This is a genomic window from Ruegeria sp. CDSC079, assembly GCF_059610505.1.
Genome location: NZ_JBXWNT010000008.1, coordinates 135003 through 156586 on the forward strand (window position 1 = coordinate 135003; position 21584 = coordinate 156586).

General features: G+C 57.9%; 19 protein-coding genes, 1 other RNA gene and 1 riboswitch. Of the genes, 10 read left to right on the forward strand and 10 right to left on the reverse strand.

Annotated elements, in window-relative coordinates:
* Window positions 1–72: 72 nt before the first annotated feature.
* The 3 genes from recR to AC2FIC_RS15955 form a co-directional block, all read right to left on the reverse strand.
* Window positions 73–666 carry a recombination mediator RecR gene (recR, locus tag AC2FIC_RS15945; RefSeq protein ID WP_496692485.1) on the reverse strand — a complete coding sequence of 198 codons (594 nt, stop codon included), beginning with the start codon at window positions 664–666 and terminating at the stop codon, window positions 73–75.
* A 64-nt stretch (window positions 667–730) separates the two neighbouring features.
* Entirely contained in the window at window positions 731–1075 is a 345-nt protein-coding gene (locus tag AC2FIC_RS15950) for a YbaB/EbfC family nucleoid-associated protein (RefSeq protein ID WP_496692484.1), read from the reverse strand.
* 143 nt (window positions 1076–1218) lie between these two features.
* Window positions 1219–2970 carry a DNA polymerase III subunit gamma/tau gene (locus tag AC2FIC_RS15955; protein WP_496692483.1) on the reverse strand — a complete coding sequence of 584 codons (1752 nt, stop codon included), beginning with the start codon at window positions 2968–2970 and terminating at the stop codon, window positions 1219–1221.
* A gap of 156 nt (window positions 2971–3126) precedes the next feature.
* On the opposite strand from AC2FIC_RS15955, the gene AC2FIC_RS15960 reads away from it, so the two are divergent.
* Window positions 3127–3627, forward strand: coding sequence for a protein-tyrosine phosphatase family protein (locus tag AC2FIC_RS15960; protein WP_425595855.1), 501 nt, complete (start codon window positions 3127–3129; stop codon window positions 3625–3627).
* A gap of 1 nt (window position 3628) precedes the next feature.
* On the opposite strand, the gene AC2FIC_RS15965 is transcribed toward AC2FIC_RS15960, so the two are convergent.
* On the reverse strand, window positions 3629–4033 hold the full coding sequence (locus AC2FIC_RS15965) for a hypothetical protein (protein WP_282021950.1): 405 nt from the start codon (window positions 4031–4033) through the stop codon (window positions 3629–3631).
* A gap of 83 nt (window positions 4034–4116) precedes the next feature.
* Window positions 4117–4336: riboswitch (cobalamin riboswitch) on the reverse strand.
* A 139-nt stretch (window positions 4337–4475) separates the two neighbouring features.
* Here AC2FIC_RS15965 and AC2FIC_RS15970 point away from each other — a divergent pair.
* A complete protein-coding gene (locus tag AC2FIC_RS15970; protein WP_496692482.1) occupies window positions 4476–5333 on the forward strand; it encodes an alpha/beta hydrolase family protein in 858 nt (285 codons plus the stop codon).
* A 24-nt stretch (window positions 5334–5357) separates the two neighbouring features.
* Here AC2FIC_RS15970 and rsgA read toward each other — a convergent pair whose 3' ends face one another.
* From rsgA to AC2FIC_RS15985, 3 genes are all read right to left on the reverse strand, one after another.
* Window positions 5358–6386 carry a ribosome small subunit-dependent GTPase A gene (rsgA, locus tag AC2FIC_RS15975; protein WP_496692481.1) on the reverse strand — a complete coding sequence of 343 codons (1029 nt, stop codon included), beginning with the start codon at window positions 6384–6386 and terminating at the stop codon, window positions 5358–5360.
* 158 nt (window positions 6387–6544) lie between these two features.
* Window positions 6545–6643: signal recognition particle sRNA small type (gene ffs / locus AC2FIC_RS15980), an RNA gene on the reverse strand.
* Window positions 6644–6682: 39 nt separating this feature from the next.
* Entirely contained in the window at window positions 6683–8524 is a 1842-nt protein-coding gene (locus tag AC2FIC_RS15985; RefSeq protein ID WP_496692480.1) for a 5'-nucleotidase C-terminal domain-containing protein, read from the reverse strand.
* Between the two features lie 195 nt (window positions 8525–8719).
* On the opposite strand from AC2FIC_RS15985, the gene nudC reads away from it, so the two are divergent.
* Genes nudC through AC2FIC_RS16000 form a run of 3 tightly spaced genes read left to right on the forward strand, consistent with a single transcriptional unit; the run spans window position 8720 to window position 10700 of the window.
* Entirely contained in the window at window positions 8720–9700 is a 981-nt protein-coding gene (nudC, locus tag AC2FIC_RS15990) for an NAD(+) diphosphatase (protein ID WP_496692479.1), read from the forward strand.
* A gap of 40 nt (window positions 9701–9740) precedes the next feature.
* On the forward strand, window positions 9741–10208 hold the full coding sequence (locus AC2FIC_RS15995) for an SRPBCC family protein (RefSeq protein ID WP_142636970.1): 468 nt from the start codon (window positions 9741–9743) through the stop codon (window positions 10206–10208).
* Window positions 10209–10232: 24 nt separating this feature from the next.
* On the forward strand, window positions 10233–10700 hold the full coding sequence (locus AC2FIC_RS16000) for a GNAT family N-acetyltransferase (protein ID WP_496692478.1): 468 nt from the start codon (window positions 10233–10235) through the stop codon (window positions 10698–10700).
* A 1-nt stretch (window position 10701) separates the two neighbouring features.
* Here the strand turns inward: AC2FIC_RS16000 and AC2FIC_RS16005 are convergent, their stop codons facing one another.
* Window positions 10702–11535 (reverse strand): prephenate dehydratase, encoded by an 834-nt coding sequence (locus AC2FIC_RS16005; protein ID WP_496692477.1) that lies wholly within the window; start codon window positions 11533–11535, stop codon window positions 10702–10704.
* Between the two features lie 119 nt (window positions 11536–11654).
* Here AC2FIC_RS16005 and AC2FIC_RS16010 point away from each other — a divergent pair, with 119 nt between their 5' ends.
* The 5 genes from AC2FIC_RS16010 (at window position 11655) to AC2FIC_RS16030 (ending at window position 18019) form a co-directional block, all read left to right on the forward strand.
* Window positions 11655–12164: a c-type cytochrome gene (locus AC2FIC_RS16010; protein ID WP_281973121.1), complete on the forward strand. Its 510-nt coding sequence runs from the start codon at window positions 11655–11657 to the stop codon at window positions 12162–12164.
* A gap of 174 nt (window positions 12165–12338) precedes the next feature.
* Entirely contained in the window at window positions 12339–14243 is a 1905-nt protein-coding gene (locus AC2FIC_RS16015) for an extracellular solute-binding protein (protein WP_496692476.1), read from the forward strand.
* Between the two features lie 9 nt (window positions 14244–14252).
* On the forward strand, window positions 14253–15338 hold the full coding sequence (locus AC2FIC_RS16020; protein WP_142636962.1) for a microcin C ABC transporter permease YejB: 1086 nt from the start codon (window positions 14253–14255) through the stop codon (window positions 15336–15338).
* Window positions 15339–16445: an ABC transporter permease gene (locus AC2FIC_RS16025; protein ID WP_142636960.1), complete on the forward strand. Its 1107-nt coding sequence runs from the start codon at window positions 15339–15341 to the stop codon at window positions 16443–16445.
* Window positions 16442–18019 (forward strand): ABC transporter ATP-binding protein, encoded by a 1578-nt coding sequence (locus tag AC2FIC_RS16030; RefSeq protein ID WP_496689902.1) that lies wholly within the window; start codon window positions 16442–16444, stop codon window positions 18017–18019. The genes AC2FIC_RS16025 and AC2FIC_RS16030 overlap by 4 nt, the downstream gene beginning before the upstream one ends.
* A 19-nt stretch (window positions 18020–18038) precedes the next feature.
* Here AC2FIC_RS16030 and AC2FIC_RS16035 read toward each other — a convergent pair whose 3' ends face one another.
* Entirely contained in the window at window positions 18039–19967 is a 1929-nt protein-coding gene (locus AC2FIC_RS16035) for an elongation factor G (protein ID WP_496692475.1), read from the reverse strand.
* Window positions 19968–20174: 207 nt separating this feature from the next.
* Complete coding sequence (hemN, locus tag AC2FIC_RS16040) at window positions 20175–21530, reverse strand: oxygen-independent coproporphyrinogen III oxidase (protein ID WP_496692474.1); 1356 nt, start codon at window positions 21528–21530, stop codon at window positions 20175–20177.
* Between the last annotated feature and the right edge of the window lie 54 nt (window positions 21531–21584).

The following is a 21584-nucleotide window of genomic DNA, read 5'->3' on the forward strand; positions in this document are numbered from 1 at the left end:
GAAAAGTCCTAAGAGAAGTCTAGGCGATGGACAAGGTGCGCTTACTTACCCAGCCTTTTTCAATTATTGAACTTATACTTCCTTCCGCGCCCTCAGCGCCGCCGTAATTGTCCCGTCATCCAGATAGTCCAACTCGCCGCCAATCGGCACACCCTGCGCCAGCGACGTCAGGCGCACCTGTCCCTCCAACTGATCGGCGATGTAATGAGCGGTGGTCTGGCCGTCGACGGTGGCGTTCAGAGCCAGAATGACCTCGGTGATCCCCTCTGCGGTGACCCGGTCCTTGAGGCGGGGGATGCGCAGCTCATCCGGGCCTATCCCGTCCAGCGCCGACAAGGTGCCGCCCAGCACGTGATAGCGGCCTTTGAAAACTGCGGCGCGTTCCATCGCCCAAAGGTCGGCGACGTCTTCGACGACGCACAGCTCTCCGGTCGCGCGGACTTCGCTATCGCAGATATCACAGATGTCCGAGGTGCCTACATTGCCGCAATTCAGGCACTCACGGGCAGTGATGGCAACCTGTTGCATTGCGTCCGCAAGCGGTGTCAGCAGAAGGGCGCGTTTGCGGATCAGATGCAGCACTGCGCGACGGGCCGAACGTGGGCCGAGGCCCGGCAGTTTGGCCATCAGGTCGATCAGATTGTCGATATCGCTGTTCGAACTCACCGCGCTTGCTCCTGCATAAGGGCCGGGCAGTTGGGCCCGGCCGGTATTTCGTCAGGAGTGCCTATCAGAACGGCAGCTTGATGTCTGCGGGCAGGCCCATACCTTCGGTCAGCTTAGCCATCTCAGCCTGCGACCGTTCAGCGGCCTTGGCCTGAGCATCTTTGATGGCGGCCAGGATCAGATCTTCGACCACTTCCTTGTCGTCGCCGTTAAAGATTGACGGGTCGATATCGAGACCTTTCAGCTCTCCCTTGGCCGTGGCTGTTGCCTTGACCAGCCCTGCACCGGATTCGCCGACAACCATGATGGTATTCAGCTCTTCCTGCATATCCGTCATCTTGGTCTGTAGATCCTGCGCGGATTTCATCATCTTGGCCATGTCACCCAGGCCGCCGAGTCCTTTGAGCATCGGTATTCTCCTAATATCCGGTTTGACGCCTAAATACGGGCGCGGTCGGCGCGGCACAAGGGCCGAGCTGGCTCCCGCCCGTCGTCAAGGCCTTTCCTCCCGTTGGGCCCGGGAGGCTTCCAGTTGGGTCAGATGGGACGGTTTCAGTCTTCCTCGAACGGGTCCCATTCGTCTTCGACCTCGGGCAGCGCCTCGGTTTCCACTTTGGCGGCACGTTCTTCCGGTGTTTCAATCCGCTTTATGCGTGCCTTCGGAAATTGCATGAGCACCGCCTGAACCAATGGGTGTTTCTCAGCCTCTGCTTTCAACGCCAGCTCGGCGGCGTCTCGAATCTCGGCGATGGTCGCAACCTCACCATCGGCCACAATCGACACAGCCCAGCGGTTGCCAGTCCATCGTTGCAGCGACGAACCCAGTCTCGCTGCCAGATCTGTGGGTGCGTTCTGTGTCGGGGTGAATTCGATCCGCCCCGGTTGGTAAGAAACCAGCCGCACCCCGTTTTCGACCTCGACCAGAAGTTTCACATCCCGATTGGTGCGGATCAATTCAACCACGTGGTCAAAACTCGGATACCGTGCCAGCGCCGATTGGATATCATGGGCCAGAGCGGCCGACGGCGCGCCGGCGGGGCTGCTAGTTGCGGACACGTAAGAAGATGATGCCGCTGGTACCGGAGCCTGAGAGGGCACGGCCATACCACCGCCCGGACCACCATTCGGAGGCGGTGGCGGGTTGTCCTGCAGGCGCTTGATCAGCTCTTCGGGGCTGGGCAAGTCGGCAACATGGGTCAGGCGGATAACGGCCATTTCAGCAGCCATCATGGCATTTGGCGCGGCCGATACCTCTTCCAGCGCTTTCAGCAACATCTGCCACATCCGGGTCAAAACGCGCATTGGCAGGGCCTCGGCCATTTGCTGACCACGAGCACGTTCATCAGGGGAAACCGTCGGGTCCTCGGCTGCGTCTGGCGTGATCTTCACAACCGAAACCCAGTGCGTGATTTCGGCCAGATCGCGCAGCACGGATAGCGGATCGGCCCCTTCGGCATATTGCCCGCCCAATTCAGTCAGCGCGTTTGCTGCATCCCCTCGCAGGATCATTTCCATCAAGTCCAATACCCGGCCTCGGTCGGCCAGACCCAGCATCGCGCGCACCTGATCGGCGCTGGTTTCACCGGCCCCATGGCTGATTGCCTGATCCAGCAGTGATGTTGCGTCGCGCGCCGACCCTTCGGCCGCGCGGGTGATCAGCGCCAGGGCATCATCCGCGATCTGTGCCTTCTCAGCCTCTGCGATCTTATTGAGCAGGCCAATCATGTCCTCGGGTTCGATCCGGCGCAGGTCAAATCGTTGGCACCGCGACAGAACAGTCACCGGGACTTTGCGGATTTCGGTCGTGGCAAAGATGAACTTCACATGCGCAGGAGGTTCTTCCAACGTCTTGAGCAGCGCGTTGAACGCGCTGGTCGAAAGCATGTGAACCTCGTCGATAATGTAGATCTTATAGCGCGCACTGGCGGCACGATAGCGCACCGAGTCGATGATTTCGCGGATGTCATTTACGCCGGTGCGGCTGGCGGCGTCCATCTCCATCACATCGACATGGCGGCCTTCCATGATGGCGACGCAATGTTCGCACTGGCCGCAGGGTTCGGTCGTGGGCTTGCCTTGCCCATCAGGACCGATGCAGTTCATGCCCTTGGCGATGATCCGGGCCGTGGTCGTCTTACCGGTGCCGCGGATGCCAGTCATGATGAAGGCTTGTGCAATCCGGTCGGCCTCGAACGCGTTTTTCAGCGTGCGCACCATTGCGTCCTGACCGACGAGGTCAGCAAAAGTTTCCGGGCGGTATTTTCGCGCGAGAACCTGATAGGCGGGGCTGGGCGTGTCGGTCATGTCTGCTCTGTTGGATTCGTGTCAGGTTTGCAGCGTAGAGACCCCCGCCGCCCGCGTCCACCGCGCGCGAAAAGGAATTTCGTTTTGGCAAGTTGCATCAGAGCCGGTAAATCATGAGGGGCATTAGCCCCATGTGGTGATGCAGGAAAAGGAGCTGTGTTGGAGAGTTTTGCAATTCACCCTCTTGGATTGGGCAAAGGGCAGATCGCTCTGTGCCCACTGCCGGGTGTCACGGGCGATTATGCTGGGGATTTCGCAGTAATCCGGGATTGGGCGCCGGACCTGGTCATCTCGATGACTACTCTGGATGAGTTCCAGCATTCCGGCGCGCGTTCATTCGAGGCGGACCTGCAGTGCGAACGGATTGCCTGGGTCCACCTTCCGGTCTCCGATTTCGGCGCCCCCACGCCTGAGGTTGAGGCGCTTTGGCCGCAAGCCAGCGCCGCCGCCCAACATGTCCTTGCCAGTGGCGGCAAGGTGCTGGTGCATTGCCGCGGTGGGTGCGGACGCTCGGGGATGGTTGTGATGCGGCTAATGGTGGAATGCGGCGAAGCGCCTGACCAAGCGCTTCGGCGGTTGCGTGCAGTGCGGCCCTGCGCGGTGGAAACCGACGCGCAAAAGGACTGGGCCGGGTTGCCGGCCCGAACCCTTCCCTGAATCAGGCAGACACTTGATACGGAATACTGTCGCTGCGCGGCGGCAGGATCGATACGTCGAGCATCGCACAGGGTGGTTCTGACAGAAAACCAGCGGATTTCTGGATGAACTCCGGCCCGAACATCATGTCGCCATAGGCGTCCAGCTTTTCTGTCGGCGTGTCTGTGCTGGTGCCGCAATAGACCCTGATCTGTTCTGATTGGGCCCGAAAACGGGCCGTGCAGCCTTCGGTGCAATGGGTCAGATCGCTGGTACCTTCGACCTCGAATGTTTTGGATGTTGCAGGCCTTGCCGTCGCCATCGCCTCGGCCATGGCGCGTGCCATTCGGGCAAGGGCGGGGCAGGGTTTCCCGGTCCTCTGACAGACGGTTGCGGTGAATTCGTGTGTTTTTGTCTTCCAGATCATAATGCGCCCTCCGCGCGCAGGACGAAGGGTGAGGATCAGGTGTGACAGCGCGCTGACGACCTGCCCGGACACCCCGCCCGAGTTTCGGTTTCGATACGATGGCAGGTCTCCTGACTTGCGGGTCGTCGCTTTGCCGACCTTCCCAGCCCTGGGGCCAGTGGTATTTCGGCATTGCTCACCGCTTACAGTTGCGGGGGCAGTCGCGGAGTTGGCCCTTTCCGGCATCGCCGGGGCAGACCGCACCGTGTTCCCTTTTCATCCCGCCCCAATTCCGGGACAAGAACCATCACCACATCGCTAGCGGCTATGCAGACCCCGAGTCAAGCCACCTGTTGGGGTGCAAACCGGACGTTTGGTCATCTTGATGCAGTGTTGACTCCGATGGTCGAAATCGGGCCGATTGTTGAGTGAACCGAGTAGTTCAGAATTTGTCGGAAGCGCCATGCTTGATACCACGCCCTGCGTCCAGACTAAGGACTTTGATTTTGCCTCAGGCTCTGCCAGCCTGTCGGCGCGGCTGTATTTGCCTGAAACCGAGCCGAAGGTCGCCGTGGTGATTCACAGCGCAACTGCAGTGCCGCGCGAATATTACCAGCATTTTGCCCGTTGGCTGGCCGCCGAACAGGGTATTGCCTGTCTGACCTATGACTACAGCGATTTCGGGCATTCGCTGCGCGACAAACTCAAAACCTCCGAGGTGACCATGGCGGATTGGGCCTTGGTCGACATGCCCGCCGCACGGGCTGAGATGCGCAGGCGGTTCCCGGACGCTTTGCAGTGGAGCATCGGTCATTCCCTTGGCGGCGTGCTGGGGCCGGTGCAGCCAGACATTGATCAGATCGACCGGATGATCTGTGTATGTTCGGGGCTGGTTACTCTGTCCGACCATCCCTGGCCCTATCGCGGGCTGGCGTGGTTGTTCTGGCACGGCCACGGGCGTCTGGCAGTGAATGCACTGGGGTATCTGCCGGGCAAAGCTGTGGGGATCGGTGCCGATTTGCCGGGCCCGGTCTATTGGCAATGGCGCAGCTGGTGCACGGCGCCGCAGAATTATGTGCCGCAGATCGGTGACGCTCTGCCCGAAGCGAGATGGGCGCAATCGAATACGCCGGTGGACCTGTTCGCCTTCGAGGACGACCAGATGGTGCCGCCAGACGCAGTCTGGCGGCTTGCCGATCTGTATGGGCCGAAGGCGCGGCGACATCTGTTGTCTCCGAATGAATTCGGAGCGCCTGAGATCGGTCATATTGGCGCTTTTGCCCGCAGAAACCGGGCGGTTTGGCCCCGGTTGATTGCCTGAAGACGAGGCGCCTTTCTGTCACGCTCAGTGTCTGCTGCGGGACTTTTTGTCATTCATGACGGATCGCACCATTTTGCCAAAGGCTTTGTCACGTGCCCGTGACTGCGCGAGGGTTTCGGAATTCCTCTGATCTTCGCGCCGAAGCTTGTGCCAGCGCGCCAGCCGGTCGGGCTCAATCACGTCATTGGCAATCGCCTCCTGCACAGCACAACCGGGTTCGGCCTGGTGCTGGCAATCTGAGAACCGGCATCTTGCAGCCAATTCCAGAAGGTCTGAGAAAACCTCATCCACGCCGTCTTGGGCATCCATCAAACGCAGGGCGCGCATTCCTGGCGTATCAATCAGCCACCCCCCGTTTCGCATCGGGTGAAGCGCACGATGGGTCGTGGTGTGGCGACCCCGTGCGTCATCCTCGCGGATCCCCGCCGTTGTCCCGGCCTGACCAGTCATGGCGTTCGCCAATGTGGTTTTGCCGACACCGGATGAGCCGACCAAAGCAGCAGTTTGCCCGGCAGGGCACCAGGACAGGATCGGATCAATCTCTGACGCCTCCAGCGCGTTGACGGTTAGAACGGTCAGAAACCGAGCCAGCGAACTGGCCTGACTGGCATAGCTCTCTGGGTCAGGGCAGCTGTCGGCCTTGGTCAGGACAACAACCGGATAGCACCCGGCCTGATGCGCCAGCGCCAGATAACGCTCAAGCCGTGCCAGATTGAAATCGGCATTGCAGGAACTGACGATATACAGCACATCCACATTCGCCGCGATCAGCTGAACCTGCGCACCGGTGCCTGCGGCCCGGCGTTGCAAGAGGCTTTTGCGCTCCAAAAGATGCCGAATGCGGTTTTGATCATCCGCAAGGACCCAATCGCCAACCGCAAATTCGCCGGTTGATCGGTCAGGGGTCAGATCAGATGTGCCGCCAAGCGCATTCAGGCCGATCAGGCGATCACGATGGACGGCGTTGATGCGATGCGGTGTGCAGGTAGGGTTCACAGCATGTTGGGCTGCAAAATGAGAGGACCATCCCAGGTCCGAAAGTGTTTTGGACATTGTTCTGCCTGTGTTCAGATACAGGAAACCATCAGGGTGGCAGGCGCGCACCCATCGGTAACGTGTTCAGGCAAAAGCGGGGGTTAGTCCCAGAAACGCTCTGCCCGAAGGGTCATTGCTACAATCATAAAGTCCCTCCTGCGGCAGTCGTTGCGCGTAAGTGAGAGGTTGGACATCGACCCAAGCGGGGCTCGTTGTGGCTGCTTCCTTCCGGATCTGACCAGGTTGGCGAGGCGCTCGCCCGCGCCAACCTCTCGAGGGTGGATATAGGCAGTTGGCCGGAAAAACACAACCCGTCAGAAGGTCAGAAGAATCCGTAAAAAGCCATTTCCGTCGGTTCCAAGGACTTGTGGATCAAATTCCTGAATGTCCTGCAGATGTCGGTGGGCATTTGGACCGGTGCGTAAGATCGCCTGCGTACCCGTGTTACTAGTGATTCTGAAGGGTTCCTGGGCCTCTTCCAGCGGATCGCTGACCAAGGTGCCTGACAGATAATCCAGCAGGGCTTGCTGGACCGGCAGGATGGGCATGTCGATACGTTGCGCATTACCCGCAAATGGGAAATGCCCGCCCCCGCTGGCGCGATAATTGTTAAGCGCGACGGCAAATTGCTGATCCGGTGCAATGGGGGTGGCACCGACCAGAACCTCTGAAACGCGCCGGTTTTCGGCGTTGATCAAGGTGCCCATATCGTCGAAACGCGGAGGTTGTGTCAGATCAATTCTACAGGACAGCCCGTATAGCACATCAAAGTTGTGACCCACCCGATTTTCGCAAACAAGTTCGGATGCAGATCCGTTCGAAATCTGGTTGAAAACAGCTGCGGACATCTCAAGCCAGTCCACGATTTGGTCACCGGATACGATGACACCCTGCAATTCGTTTGGAAAAACATGCAGGTCAACCACGTTACGCAGGAATATCTCGCCAGGCTTAACATCCGTATAGAATCGCGGCCCGGCCCGACCGCCGAATTTCGAAGGTGAAACCGCCGATAAAATCGGAATATCTGCCAGGTCGGTATCGGACATACACAGACGTAACGCGGCAGCCTGGGCGGCGGCGACCAGCCTCAGCCCACGGTCCTCGGTGCAAAAGCTGAAATAGCTGTGCAGATGGTGCGGGGTGCGGCCGACCGGCTGGCCCGCTCGCCTGCGGGTTTCGGCATGACCAGAGGAAAAAAGATGCAACAATTCCGGATCTTCGGGCGCCAGTGATACCATTTCGTCGGGACGCCCCGCAGATATCGGTCGTAGCGCCGCCCGGGCTTCGCCAACGGTCCAGCCGCCGCGCTCTGCCGAGTGAAGTTTCAGGTCGACCACCCCCAGATGTGATCCGGCCGTTCCGGGTAAGACAACTGGTTTGCCATGCACCAGAGTGTTTTCAGAGCCGGCCTTGGCGGGATAGGTCAAATGGGAATGACCAGCAATTATTGCGTCGATACCTTCGATTTCGGCCAGCGGAATAATCGCGTTTTCCATATTCCGTTGTGACGTGTCCGGTCCGAAACCGGTATGGGCCAACGCGATGATCAGGTCGCAATTTTCGTCTTGGAGCTTTCTGACTTTGTTTGCCGCACAAGTCAGGATGTCCTGAGTGGTAAGGGTGTCGTGCAGCTTGTGCGCCTCCCATTGCGCTGTCTGAGGGGGAAGGACCGAAAATACACCAATCTTCAGGGCCATAGGTGTCGGCGCGCCAGGGATCTCTTTGTGTAAAATGACATGATCTTGCCAGATCTGTGGCCCATTCGTGCGCAAGGCATTGCTGCTGAGCACAGGGCAGGGGGCGTCAGAGATAACGTGCTGTAAGAATTGAAGCCCGAATCCGAAGTCGTGGTTTCCCAGGCCAATCGCGTCATATCCCAGGCTGCCGAAGGCCTGCATCAGGATGTGCGGCGCATTGGCGGGATCGGCAGCCCAATCCCCCAGCGGTGTACCCTGCAGAGCGTCTCCGTTGTCGAAGAGCAAGACGATATCTCCGTCTGCCTCAGCCTCGTTCCGCGCCTGCCGGATCAGGCTGGCCGTTCGGGTCAATCCGATCGTAGGTTCGTCTTGATCCGCGTAATAATCAAAACTGCACAGGTTCATGTGCAGATCGGTGGTCGCCAAAATCCGGATACCTACAGACTGATCAGACAAATGCGAAATTGTTTTCAATACTCTACTTTTGGCAGTTTTATGAATAACAACTTCAACAAAAAGCATAGTAAGTGCAAATTTTTTTATGCACTTGCGGTAATTTGACGGGATCGCCTCGGTTTTTGGTCGTGGAATTGTCGTTGCAACACCGACGCTGTCATGGCAGCCCTGTACAGGCGAACCAGAGGAATTTAAATGAAGAACGCGGAACAGGTAACGTTTGGTGGATCAGGGCTGGATCGTGCCGCACATCTTCGTGGAGACGTCGACACGATGGCAGCAGCGCGAGCACATCCGAAAGCGAAATGCCTGTTGCTGTGGCGCGGAAAGCTGCTGGTTCAAGGAGAGGCCCTTGATCAACTCTGCTTGTTACCTGTCTTGCACGAGCTGATCGCAAATGGTCCCGGTGGGATCGTCCCAGCGCCAGTATTGCTTGGTCTCTCGGATGAAGTTCCGGTTTTTGCCTTTGATATATCCGATTGGATGCCCGAGGGCGTTGATCTGTCCGAGCTTGGAGCATTCTTTGACCGATCAGAGCAACAGCACCCGGATTTGCCTGAAGGTCAGGTTTTTGTCGAATTGCGCCGCATCATGGCGCGCCTTTCCCCACGTGATGCCGAACTTTCGGCTTCCGCGAAGGCGGTCATCGCCTGGCATGAAACCCATAGGTTTTGCGCCCGTTGCGGCGCCGCCAGCGAGATGTCGCAAGCAGGATGGCAACGCAGTTGCCCGTCGTGTGGGGGGCAGCATTTCCCACGCACCGACCCGGTCGTCATCATGTTGATCACATATGGGAATTCGGTGCTGATGGGGCGATCCCCGGGATGGCCTGAAGGGATGTATTCGCTACTGGCCGGATTTGTCGAACCCGGAGAAACGCTGGAAGCGGCGGTGCGCAGAGAGGTGATGGAAGAGGCCGGTGTCCCCGTCGGGCAAGTAACCTATCTTTCCAGCCAGCCCTGGCCCTTTCCGGCGTCACTGATGTTTGGCTGTGCAGGCGAGGCATTGTCGCAAGAAATCACTATAGATCCGGTTGAAATCGAAGATGCGATATGGGTGAATAAGGCTGAAATGATGCAGGTCTTTGCTGGGGAACATCCCAGCCTTCTGCCAGCGCGCAAAGGCGCGATTGCGCATTTTCTGCTGCAAAACTGGCTTGCAGATACGCTCGACTGACAAAATACTGGGCGAATAGGCAAGAGAACGATAACCCACCATGCAATTCTCCGCACGTGAAGATATTCAGGCCCCCGTCAACGCAGTGTTCGAAATGTTTGCGGATTTCGAACGGTTCGAGCGGATGGCAATGCGCCGCGGGATCGAGGTCCGGCGTTTGTCAGGGCATATGGGCGTTGTGCCCGGTACATCCTGGGAGACCGAGTTCCGTATGCGCGGAAAGCCTCGGCGCGTGGAAATCAATATGGCCGAATGTGATCCGCCGACCCATATGCGGTTCGAGGCGGCAAGCAAGGGAATGAATGGCTCAACCAGGGTCGAGTTTCTGGCCCTGTCGCAACGTAGAACCCGGCTGACCGTGGATATGTCGCTATCGGCCAAATCCCTGCCTGCACGGCTGTTGCTGCAATCGCTCAGATTGGGTCAGTCGCGGTTCCGGCGACAGTTTCAGGCCCGCCTCAGCGAATTCGCGCGGGAAATGGAAGAACGTCATCTGCACGGTTCTTGAGAATTCCGAGACAAGAGGCCCTGAATGTCTGATGTGATATTGCGCAGCGCTGTTGTGGATGACGCCAAAGGTATTTCCGATGTCCTGCAAGAGATCGTGACCGCCGGTAAGCGCACCAAACCCAGCGATGAGAGTTTTGCCAAAGAGCATTACATCAGCCACCGCGGCAGCATCCAATGCACCGTGGCGGTGCGGGGTTCACAGGTATTGGGCTTTCAGGCGCTGAAACTGGCCGTCGACGGAAACCCTTATGGCGTAACAGCCGGTTGGGGCATCATCGGAACACATATCCGCCCGTCAGCCGCGCGCATGGGGATCGGACGGGCCCTGTTTCAGGAAACGCTGCTGGCGGCCCGCGCCGCAGGTCTGCCTGCAATAGACGCGACCATTGGCGCGCAAAATGCCGAAGGCCTCGCCTATTACGCGGCCATGGGATTTGTCGATTACCGCTCACATGAAGGAGCGGTGTGCAAGAAATACCTGCTGGGTTGAGCTAGCCGCGCGGCTGGACCGCCGGATAGACGCCCAGAATCTCGACATTGGTGGTGAAATGTTCCAGCTCTTCCAGGGCCAGTTGTACATTGCGGTCATCCGGGTGCCCGACAATATCCGCATAGAACTGAGTGGCCGTGAACGACCCGTCGACCATATAGCTTTCCAGCTTGGTCATGTTGACACCATTGGTGGCGAACCCGCCCATCGCCTTATACAGCGCGGCCGGGATGTTGCGGACCTGAAACACAAAGCTGGTGATCATCCCATGCGCCCCGCGCCGTGACAGATCCGCGTCGCGCGACATGATCAAAAAGCGCGTGGTGTTGTCGTCGCTGTCCTCGATATGGCGGGCAAGGACGTTCAGGTTATAGATCTCTCCGGCCAACTCGCTGGCCAGCGCGGCAGAGTGCGGTTCAGCAGCCTCGGAAACCTCGCGCGCGGCGCGGGCGTTGTCCGGGCTGACGCGCCCCTGAATGCCGTGCTGTTTCAGGAACCCGGCGCATTGTGGCAGCAACACCAGATGTGAATGCGCTTCGGTGATGTCGCTCAGCTTGGCGCCGGGGACGGCCAACAAATTGATGTGTACGCGAACAAAAGCTTCATCGATGATATGCAATCCGCTATGGGGCAGCAGGCGGTGAATATCGGCCACCCGCCCATAGGTCGTATTTTCGACCGGAAGCATCGCCAGGTCTGCTTTGCCGGACCGAACTGATTCGATCACATCCTCAAATGTGCGGCAGGGCAGGGCCTCCATATCGGGACGAGCGTTTCGGCATGCCTCGTGGCTATAGGCACCGGGTTCTCCCTGAAATGCGATACGTTTTGTCATTTGGTCGATTCCGTGCAACAAGTTCCAGAATTGGGCGTTTAGTCGCGGTGTCTATACCTTGCCTCTTGTAAGGGGAAGCCTTAGACACCCCGCAGACAGCTGAAATGGACTCGCGATCAATGTTCGACACGATGACAGTTACCAAGGCCGCAGCAGGCCTGTTTGGCACCTTCCTGGTGCTGCTTCTGGCCAAATGGGCCGCAGAAGAGCTTTACCACGCCGATGCCCATGGCGAGACGGCTTCGTACATCATCGAAACCGAAAGCGCAGGCGAAAGCGCCAACGGTGAAGAGGTAGTATTTGAAGAGCTTCTGGCCGCCGCCGACGTTGAAAAAGGCGCCAAAGTTTTCCGCAAGTGTACCGCGTGTCACAAGCTGGAAGACGGTGCAAACGGCACAGGCCCCTATCTGTATGGTGTCGTTGACCGCCCTGTCGCAACGGCCAGCGGTTTTACCGGCTATTCGCCACCGATGCAGGCCCATGGCGGCAACTGGACACCCGAAGCACTGGATGCCTTCCTGACCAAGCCAAGCAGCTATATCTCGGGCACATCCATGAGTTTTGCTGGCCTGAAAAAACCGCAGGACCGTGCCGATCTGATTGCCTATCTGCAGACAATCGGCAACTGATGCCAGACCGGCACATCTGAAATTCAAAGCCGCTGCCCCGTGCAGCGGCTTTTTTTGTATGAAGAAACCTTCACAATGCGCTCACGCATTCTAAACTTGAATCAGTCAACGCTGGACCTTTAGCTTCGTTCAGGCGCAAGACTATAAGAAGTGACGCAACAGGGGATGAGCCAAATGGAATCCAACCGACAGATTGTTCAGGCACGTGCATTGGATTTCAGAGGTTGGTTGACCATACCGATTACCGGCTTTTTGCTGCTTACGCTCTTGACCTCTCAACTGTTTGCCGAAGAGACCATCATCAAAAGCCACGGATTCTCGGAATTTGGCGATTTGAAATACCCTGAAGGGTTTGCCCATTTCGATTATGTAAATCCTGATGCGCCGCGCGGCGGAGAGTTGTCTTATGCAGCGCAAGGGACATTTGATAGTTTCAACCCCTACACGCGGCAGGGCCGCGCGGGTGCGCGTTCTGCGGATCAGTATGAATCCCTGATGGTCGCGTCCTATGATGAAACGGCCACTTACTACGGTCTGCTGGCAGAAAGCCTTGAATACCCGGAAAGCCAGGATTGGGTCATCTTCAACATGCGACCTGAGGCGCGGTTTTCCGATGGAACCCCGGTGACTGCCGAAGATGTTGTGTTTTCGCATAATCTGCTGCTGGAACAGGGGTTAAAATCCTATGCCGACGCCGTCCGCGAGATGATTCCGCGTGCCGAAGCGCTGGATGATCATCGGGTTAAATTCTACTTCGCACCGGATATCCCGCGCCGTGGCCTAATAAGTCAGGTTGCCGGGACATCTGTGTTTTCCAAGGCCTGGTTTGAAGCAGACCCCGAAAACCGGCGGCTCGACAAATCCCGGCTTGAGCCCGGTATCGGATCCGGACCTTATGTTTTGGACAGCTATGACATCAACCGGCGCATCGTCTACAAGCGCAACCCGGACTATTGGGGCGACCACGTTAATGTGAATGTTGGCCGCAACAACTATGACTCCATCCGGATCGAATATTTCGCGGACTCGATTGCTGCGATGGAAGGGTTCAAGGCGGGCACGTTCACACTGCGCCAGGAAAACAATTCAAAAAGCTGGGCAACGGCCTATGATTTTCCTGCCATAGCAAACGGAACAGTGGTTCGGGTAGAGCTGGAAGACGGGGATGTCCCCAACGCTTCGGGCTTTGTCATGAACCTGGACCGACCGCAATTTCAGGATCCCAAGGTGCGCGAAGCCGTCCAGTTAGGGTTCAACTTCGAATGGACGAATGAAAGCTTGCAATATGGCCTGTTTCAGCAGCGCGACTCATTCTGGCAGGGAACTCACCTAGAGGCGACGGGGCTGCCCGAGGGGCGTGAACTGGAGGTTCTGCAAAGCCTGGGCGATGCGCTGGACCCTGCGGTACTGACCGACCAACCGGTCGTTGCCCATGAATCCCGCGCCGAGCGTCAGAATGATCGTCGCAATCTGCGCGCCGCGATGAAGCTGCTGGATGAGGCCGGTTGGCAGGTGGGCGAAGACGGTATCCGCCGCAATCAAAACGGTGAAGTACTGGCCATAGAATTTCTGTCAGACCAGCCGACTCTTGATCGTATCATCCAGCCATTTGTCGCTAACCTTAGGACGATGGGCATAGATGCGACCTACAATCGTGTGGACAATGCGCAGTTCACCCTGCGCCGCCGTGACCGGGATTTCGACATGATTTTCGGCGGGTACCCAAGTTCGCTGCAACCTTCGACGGGACTATACCAGCAATTCGGAACCGAGGCGGCCTCGTATTCCGTATTCAACCCGTCCGGTGCGTATGGCCCGGATATTGAACCGTTGATCGACAACATCGTAGGAGCGACCAACAGCGAAGAGTTGTTTGCCAATGTTCGCGCCCTGGACCGTGTTTTGCGGGCCAAGCGGATCATGGTGCCCACTTGGTATTTGGGCAAATACTGGGTTGCCTATTGGGACATGTATGAATACCCGGAAAACCTGCCGCCTTATTCATTGGGTGTCGAAGACCTGTGGTGGATCAACGCCGAGCAGGAAGCCCAGTTGAAATCCTCCGGCGCCTTGAGGTAATCCGCCCAAATGGGAGCATATATTCTAAGACGCCTGCTGCTGGTCATTCCCACACTGCTGGGAATCATGATCGTCAACTTCACCCTTGTGCAGTTTGTGCCAGGCGGCCCGATTGAACAGATCATCGCCCAGATGGAGGGTGGTGGAGATGTATTTGAAGGTATCGCTGGCGGTGGTGGCGATATCGAACAGCAGACCGGCGGCACAAATGACCGCTATATCGGCGGGCGTGGCTTGCCGCCTGAATTCATCGAAGAACTGGAAAAAGAATTCGGGTTCGACAAACCGCCCTTGGAACGGTTTCTGAATATGATGGGTAATTACCTGACTCTGGATTTTGGCGAGAGCTATTTCCGGTCGATCAGTGTGACCGATCTGGTGCTGGAAAAGATGCCGGTGTCTATTTCGCTAGGGCTTTGGTCGACGCTGATTGCCTATCTGGTGTCGATCCCTCTGGGTATTCGCAAGGCGATCAGGGACGGATCAAGCTTTGACACCTGGACCAGTGGCGCCATCATCGTGGCCTATGCCATCCCGGGATTTCTGTTCGCCATTTTGCTGTTGGTGCTATTTGCCGGTGGGTCCTATTGGCAGATCTTTCCGTTGCGGGGGCTTACCTCGGACAACTGGGACAGTCTGAGTGTATTTGGCAAGATTGCCGATTACTTCTGGCATATCGCGTTGCCGATCCTAGCGCTGACCATCTCGGCCTTCGCAACGCTCACCTTGCTGACCAAAAACTCGTTTCTGGACGAGATTAAAAAGCAATATGTCATGACCGCCCGCGCCAAGGGCCTGAGCGAAAGCCGGGTGCTGTACGGCCACGTGTTCCGCAATGCGATGCTGATCGTAATCGCGGGTTTTCCGGCCGTCTTCATCGGTGTTTTTTTCGGAGGGTCAATCATCATCGAAACCATCTTTTCGCTGGATGGATTGGGTCGCCTTGGGTTCGAGGCGGCGGTCGCGCGCGATTACCCGGTTATCTTTGGAACGCTGTTCATCTTTGGCCTGATGGGTTTGGTGGTCGGCATCATCAGTGATCTGATGTATGTGTTGGTTGATCCGCGCATCGACTTTGAAAAGCGGGAGGGGTAAATGGCGCTTTCCCCCCTGAATCAGCGCCGGTGGCGCAACTTCCGTCGCAATGGCCGGGCGTTCTGGTCGCTGATCATCTTCTCGATCCTGTTCGGCCTGTCGCTATTTGCTGAATTTATCGCAAATGACAAACCGATCCTCGTGAAATACCGCGGTGAGCTTTATACGCCGATCTTCAATTTCTACCCAGAGACCGAGTTTGGCGGTGATTTCCAAACCGAAGCAATCTATCGCGACCCCGAAGTGCGTTGTCTGATAGACAGTGGCGGTTTGGATCAGTGCTTTGACGATCCTGACGGCATTATCGAACAGATCGAGGCCGGATCCTTTGCCGCCGACGGGTTCGAGCGCGGCTGGGCCATCTGGCCGCTGATCCCATACTCTTTCAAAACCAGCGTTGATCGGCCGGGCGCCGCCCCGCTGCCGCCCAACGGTCAGAACCTGTTGGGCACCGATGACACCAAGCGCGATGTGCTTGCACGGGTGATCTATGGGTTCCGTCTGTCCATTCTGTTCACGCTGATGGTCACAGGTGTTGCCAGCCTGATCGGTATCTTCGCAGGCGCCATTCAGGGCTTTTTTGGCGGCTGGCTGGATTTGATCTTTCAACGGATCATCGAGATTTGGTCGGCCACCCCATCGCTTTATGTGATCATCATCATGTTCGCTATTCTAGGGCGCAGTTTCTGGTTGCTGGTGTTGCTCATGATCCTGTTCAGCTGGACCGGATTGGTTGGCGTTGTCCGAGCTGAGTTCCTGCGGGCGCGAAACCTTGAATATGTCCGGGCGGCGCGGGCGTTGGGCGTCAGCAACAGGACGATCATGTTCCGCCACATGCTGCCCAATGCAATGGTCGCCACGCTGACCTTCATGCCCTTCATCGTCACCGGAACGATTGGCGGGCTTGCCTCGCTGGATTTTCTGGGCTTCGGCCTGCCGTCCTCGGCCCCGTCACTTGGCGAGCTGACCTTGCAGGCAAAACAGAACTTGCAGGCCCCTTGGCTGGCCTTTACCGCCTTTTTCACCTTTGCCATCATGCTGTCGCTTCTGGTCTTCATTTTCGAAGGCGTCCGCGATGCGTTTGATCCCAGAAAGACCTTCTCATGAGCCTGCTGGATGTAAACAACCTCAAGGTTTCGTTCCGGCAGGACGGGCAGGTCAGTGCGGCGGTCAAGGGCGTGTCCTTCACGGTGGATCGTGGGGAAACCGTGGCTTTGGTAGGGGAATCCGGGTCCGGAAAATCTGTGACCGCCTTGTCGACCGTTTCGCTGTTGGGCGACAGCGCGATTGTCGAAGGATCGGTGAAATACGACGGGCAAGAGATGATCGGAACGTCCGAGAAGCATCTCATGGATGTGCGAGGCAACGACATCAGCTTCATCTTTCAAGAGCCGATGACATCGCTCAACCCTTTGCACACGATCCAAAAGCAGATGGCTGAATCGCTGGCGCTGCATCAGGGCGTTGTGGGCGACGCGGCCCGTGGTCGGATTGTCGAGCTGCTGACCAAGGTTGGCATCCGTGATCCGCAGGATCGGTTGGACAGCTATCCGCACCAACTTTCGGGCGGACAACGGCAGCGCGTCATGATCGCCATGGCGCTTGCCAATAAGCCGGACATTCTGATCGCAGATGAACCGACCACGGCGCTGGACGTGACCATTCAGGCACAGATACTCGAGTTGCTGGCAGACCTGCAGAAAGCCGAAAACATGGGGATGCTGTTCATCACCCATGACCTTGGCATCGTGCGCCGGATCGCCGATCGAGTTTGCGTCATGAAGGACGGAGAGATTGTCGAAGCCGGTGCAACCGCGGACATCTTCGAGAACCCTCAGCATCCCTATACCCGGAAATTGCTGGCGGCCGAACCGTCGGGCCAACCCGATCCGGTCGCCGCGGATGCAGAAGAGGTCGCCCGCACTGATCATCTGAAAGTCTGGTTCCCGATCCAGCGCGGCTTTCTCAAGCGAACTGTCGGCCATGTTAAGGCGGTGAATGACGCCAGCCTCAGCGTGCGCGCCGGCGAAACCGTGGGGATCGTGGGCGAAAGCGGGTCGGGCAAGACCACGTTGGCGCTGGCCATCATGCGGCTGATCGCGTCCGAGGGTGGTATCACCTTTCGCGACCAGGATGTGCGCCGTTGGTCCACACGCGAATTGCGCCGTTTGCGCAAGGATATGCAGATTGTGTTTCAGGACCCGTTTGGCAGCCTGAGCCCGCGCATGACCTGTATGCAAATCATCGCCGAGGGTCTGGCAATCCACAAGGTTGATCCACACCGCTCCCCGCGTGATCTGGTGGCGGATGTGATGACCGAAGTGGGGTTGGACCCGGCGTCGATGGACCGGTATCCGCACGAGTTCTCGGGCGGGCAGCGGCAGCGTATCGCCATCGCACGGGCGATGGTGCTCCGTCCCAAACTTCTGGTGCTGGATGAGCCGACAAGCGCGCTGGACATGACGGTTCAGGTGCAGATCGTAGACTTGCTGCGAGATCTGCAGCGGAAATACGGGTTGGCATATCTGTTCATCAGCCATGACCTAAAAGTGGTCCGGGCGATGTCACACAATGTCATCGTTATGCGGAACGGTGACGTGATTGAAATGGGCGCTGCCGAAGACCTGTTCGAAAACGCGCAGACAGATTACACCCGCGAATTGATTGCGGCAGCGGGCTGAAGCCCGCTCGCCGTGTTTTTCACGCGTTTGCGGTTTCCCGCGTTGCCGTTTTCGGTATAGGGCCGCGCAGTTCTTCATAGTGATCAAAGCTTAACTTTACCCAACCGGTGCCGCGCGTGGCGCTGGCCAGGGTGCGATGCAACTCATCCTCGGCCACGGCAGGAAGTTGGGCATTGAAAATCTCCCAGCCCGAAGCGTTGGGGTTGCCTTCGAAACCCAGCACTTGACCCTGTAAGGAACTGATCGTGGGGACAAGGTCGCCGACGAAATCGGATGGCAGGTGAATCTCTGCGTTCAGAATGGGCTGCAGGACCACCGGTTTGGCCTGAGGCAGCGCCTCGCGTACGGCGTTCTTGCCTGCGGTGCGGAAAGCATAATCGGAACTGTCCACATTGTGGTGTTTGCCGTCACTCAGCGTGATTTTGACATCAACAACAGGGAAGCCCTCGGGTCCCTGCTCCAGCGCGTCCTTGGCTCCGTGTTCAACTGAGGGAATATAGTTGCGCGGCACCGAACCGCCTTTCACGATCTCTTCGAACTGAAACCCTGATCCGCGCGGCATGGGCGTGACCGAGATCACGACATCTGCAAACTGACCCGCACCACCGGATTGCTTGCGGTGACGGTGGCGGTGTTCGATGGGCGCACGGATGGTTTCGCGATAGGCGGTCTCGATCGGGTCGGCCACGATTTCAATCCCGAAATCTTCGGCCAGTTTGGCGGTGATCCGGCGCATGTGCTGCGGGCCTTGAGAGCCCAGCACCGCATGGCCGGTCAGCTCATCCTGTTCCAGATGGAGACCGGGGTCGATCTCGACCAGACGGGTCAGAGCGTTCGACAGGCGCACGTCATCTCGCTCATGCGCGGGTGATACGATCTGACGTTGGGCGACTGGATGTGATGATGCCCATTCCGGCAACGGAGATTCGGATTTGCTGTCGTAAATATTGCCTGGGATCAGGTGATCGGATTTCACGGCCAGCCCGATCTGACCTGCCTCCAGCCCGGAAATCTGGGTCTTGGCGTCAAGTGTCGTCAGATTGCCGACTGTCTCACCTCCCAAAGCTTCATGCGCACGCACGCCATCTCCCAGGCCACGAAGGACGATGATCTTGCCGATATGTTTCTTCACGTCCGCGAATCCCGCAATGGCGCGGGCAGTCTCGGTGGCCTCATCGCGGTTGGCGGCAATGTTGAACTCAGGGGCTTCGTGCCGCAGGGCTTTCATCAGGCGGGTCAGGCCATTGCCATGGCTGGCCGCGCCCAGACAGGCGGGGATCAACTGGTGGTTCTGCAAAACCTGCGCGGCCAGATCGTAGATCTCGGCACTTGCGGGCTGTTTGTCTTCGATCAGCTGCTCCAACAGGTGATCGTCAAAATCCGACAGCGTCTCTAGCAGCTCGGTGCGGGCTTCTTGTTCGCGGTCCTCGACCGAGTGCGGCAGTTCGATCAGGGCCGAGGGCTGGCCTTCCTGATATTTCCAAGCCCGCTCCGAGATCAGATCGACCGCGCCGACTATTGTCTCGCCGTCGCGAATAGGGACCTGACGTAGGGCGATGTGGTGGGTGCAGTAGGTCTGTAGCGCGGCGATGATATCCCGGATACGGCCATTTGGGGCATCCATCCGATTGATGAACAGGAAACAGGGAATGCCCGCCTCTTCAACCAGCCGCAGATAGGGCGCGCACAAGACAGCCGCGTCTGGGTCCGGCGGGACAACCACAACCGCCGCATCCGAAATCGCCATGGCTGGTCCGACATAACCCAGATTGTCGCTGCCCCCGTCCACATCGATCGCGCACCAGGGCTCGTCCAAGTAAGAAAAACCGTGCAAGTGCACGGTTCCGGAGACATCGAATGTGGTGGGTCGGTTGTCGAGGCGGCTTATGGCCTCGACCAGGGTTGTCTTGCCAGATTGGCTGGGGCCGAGGACGGTGAATACGCGCATGAGTGATGTCCCTCTTTTCAGGTTGCAGTAATACCTGCACGAAAAGGGCCGACCCACACGGCTGCGTGGGCGAGGACTGACTGCGAATTCACCTGCCTCAGGGTTCGGATCGTTCCGCCCAAGTGTGAAGACAACCAGAGGCTCGCGTCAAGCCCCTGTACTGGTATCTAAGCGGCAGGCCGCACAACCGGGCCCACCTGTAAGCAATCAGATCGCCGAGCTGTGGCCTGCCTTGCTCAGGTCATAGGCGTCAAAGCTGCGGGCAATCATTCGGGTCAGCGGCCGGGCCTCGGGTGGAATGAACAGGCCATCCTTGGTGACGTGTAGCAGATTGTTGAAGTCGGCATTGGCCCTCTGGTACATCTCGTTCAGCTCTTGGGCGGATATGTTGTGGTCACGCAGAATCTCAGCCGAATTGATCTGAAAATCACACATCAGCGCTTCGATCAGACGTGCGCGCAAAATGTCCTGACCTTTGAACAAATGCCCGCGCGAGGTCGAAAAGCGCCCCTCGCGGATGGCTTTCGTATAGGCCGATGTTGCCGGTGCGTTCTGGGCGTAGCCCTGAGGAAATCGCGAGATCGAGCTTGCGCCCACACCGATCAGCACCTCGGCCTGATCATCCGTATAACCCTGAAAGTTCCGTTTCAGTCGCCCGGCCCTGAGCGCATGTGTCAGACCATCATCCTGCGTGGCAAAGTGGTCAATTCCGATCTCGGCGTAATCATCCCAGAGGAACAGTCGACGCGCTGTCTCGAACAGCTCCAGACGTTGCTCGGGCGTGGGCAATGCGTCCGAAGGAATCAACTGTTGCCGTTTGGCCATCCACGGCACGTGGGCGTATCCATACAGCGCAACGCGGTCGGGGTTCAGTGACAGCAGTTTCTGTACGCTTTCTGTCATCCTTGATTTGGTCTGATGCGGCAGACCGTACAGGATATCAGCGTTCAGGCTGGTAATGCCGCGGGCACGGATCATGTCCACAGCTGCGCGCGTGGTGTCATAGCTTTGGACGCGACCGATAGTTTTCTGAATCTCATCGTCGAAATCCTGCACGCCGATCGAGGCACGGTTCATGCCCGCTTCGGCCAACGCGTCCAGTCGGGCTTGGTCAATCTCGTTCGGGTCGATTTCGACCGAGAATTCAGCACCCGGACCCAGCGGTACAACATCCAGAATGCGTGTGGCCAGATCCCGCATCAGATCGGGATTCAACAGCGTTGGTGTGCCGCCGCCCCAGTGCAGACGCGAGAGGGTGACGCCTTGAGGCAGGCACGCGGCCAGCAGATCAAGCTCGGCCTTGAGGACGTCGACATAGGCGATGACCGGGTTGTCAGTTTGAGTCCCCTGTGTTCGGCAGGCACAAAACCAACACAGCCTGCGGCAGAAGGGCACGTGTATGTACAACGAGACGGAGCTGCCGGGTTTAATGCTGGTAATCCAGTCTTCGTAAAGGCTTACCCCCACATCATTGCTGAAGTGAGGGGCTGTTGGATAGCTTGTGTAGCGCGGTACTTTCGCGTCAAATAGTCCAAGCTTAGCAAGTTGTGGTTTAACTATCATGGCGATACCGTTAGAGGACGGCACGCCTAGCAACCTTGATAGAGATCAAGTGGG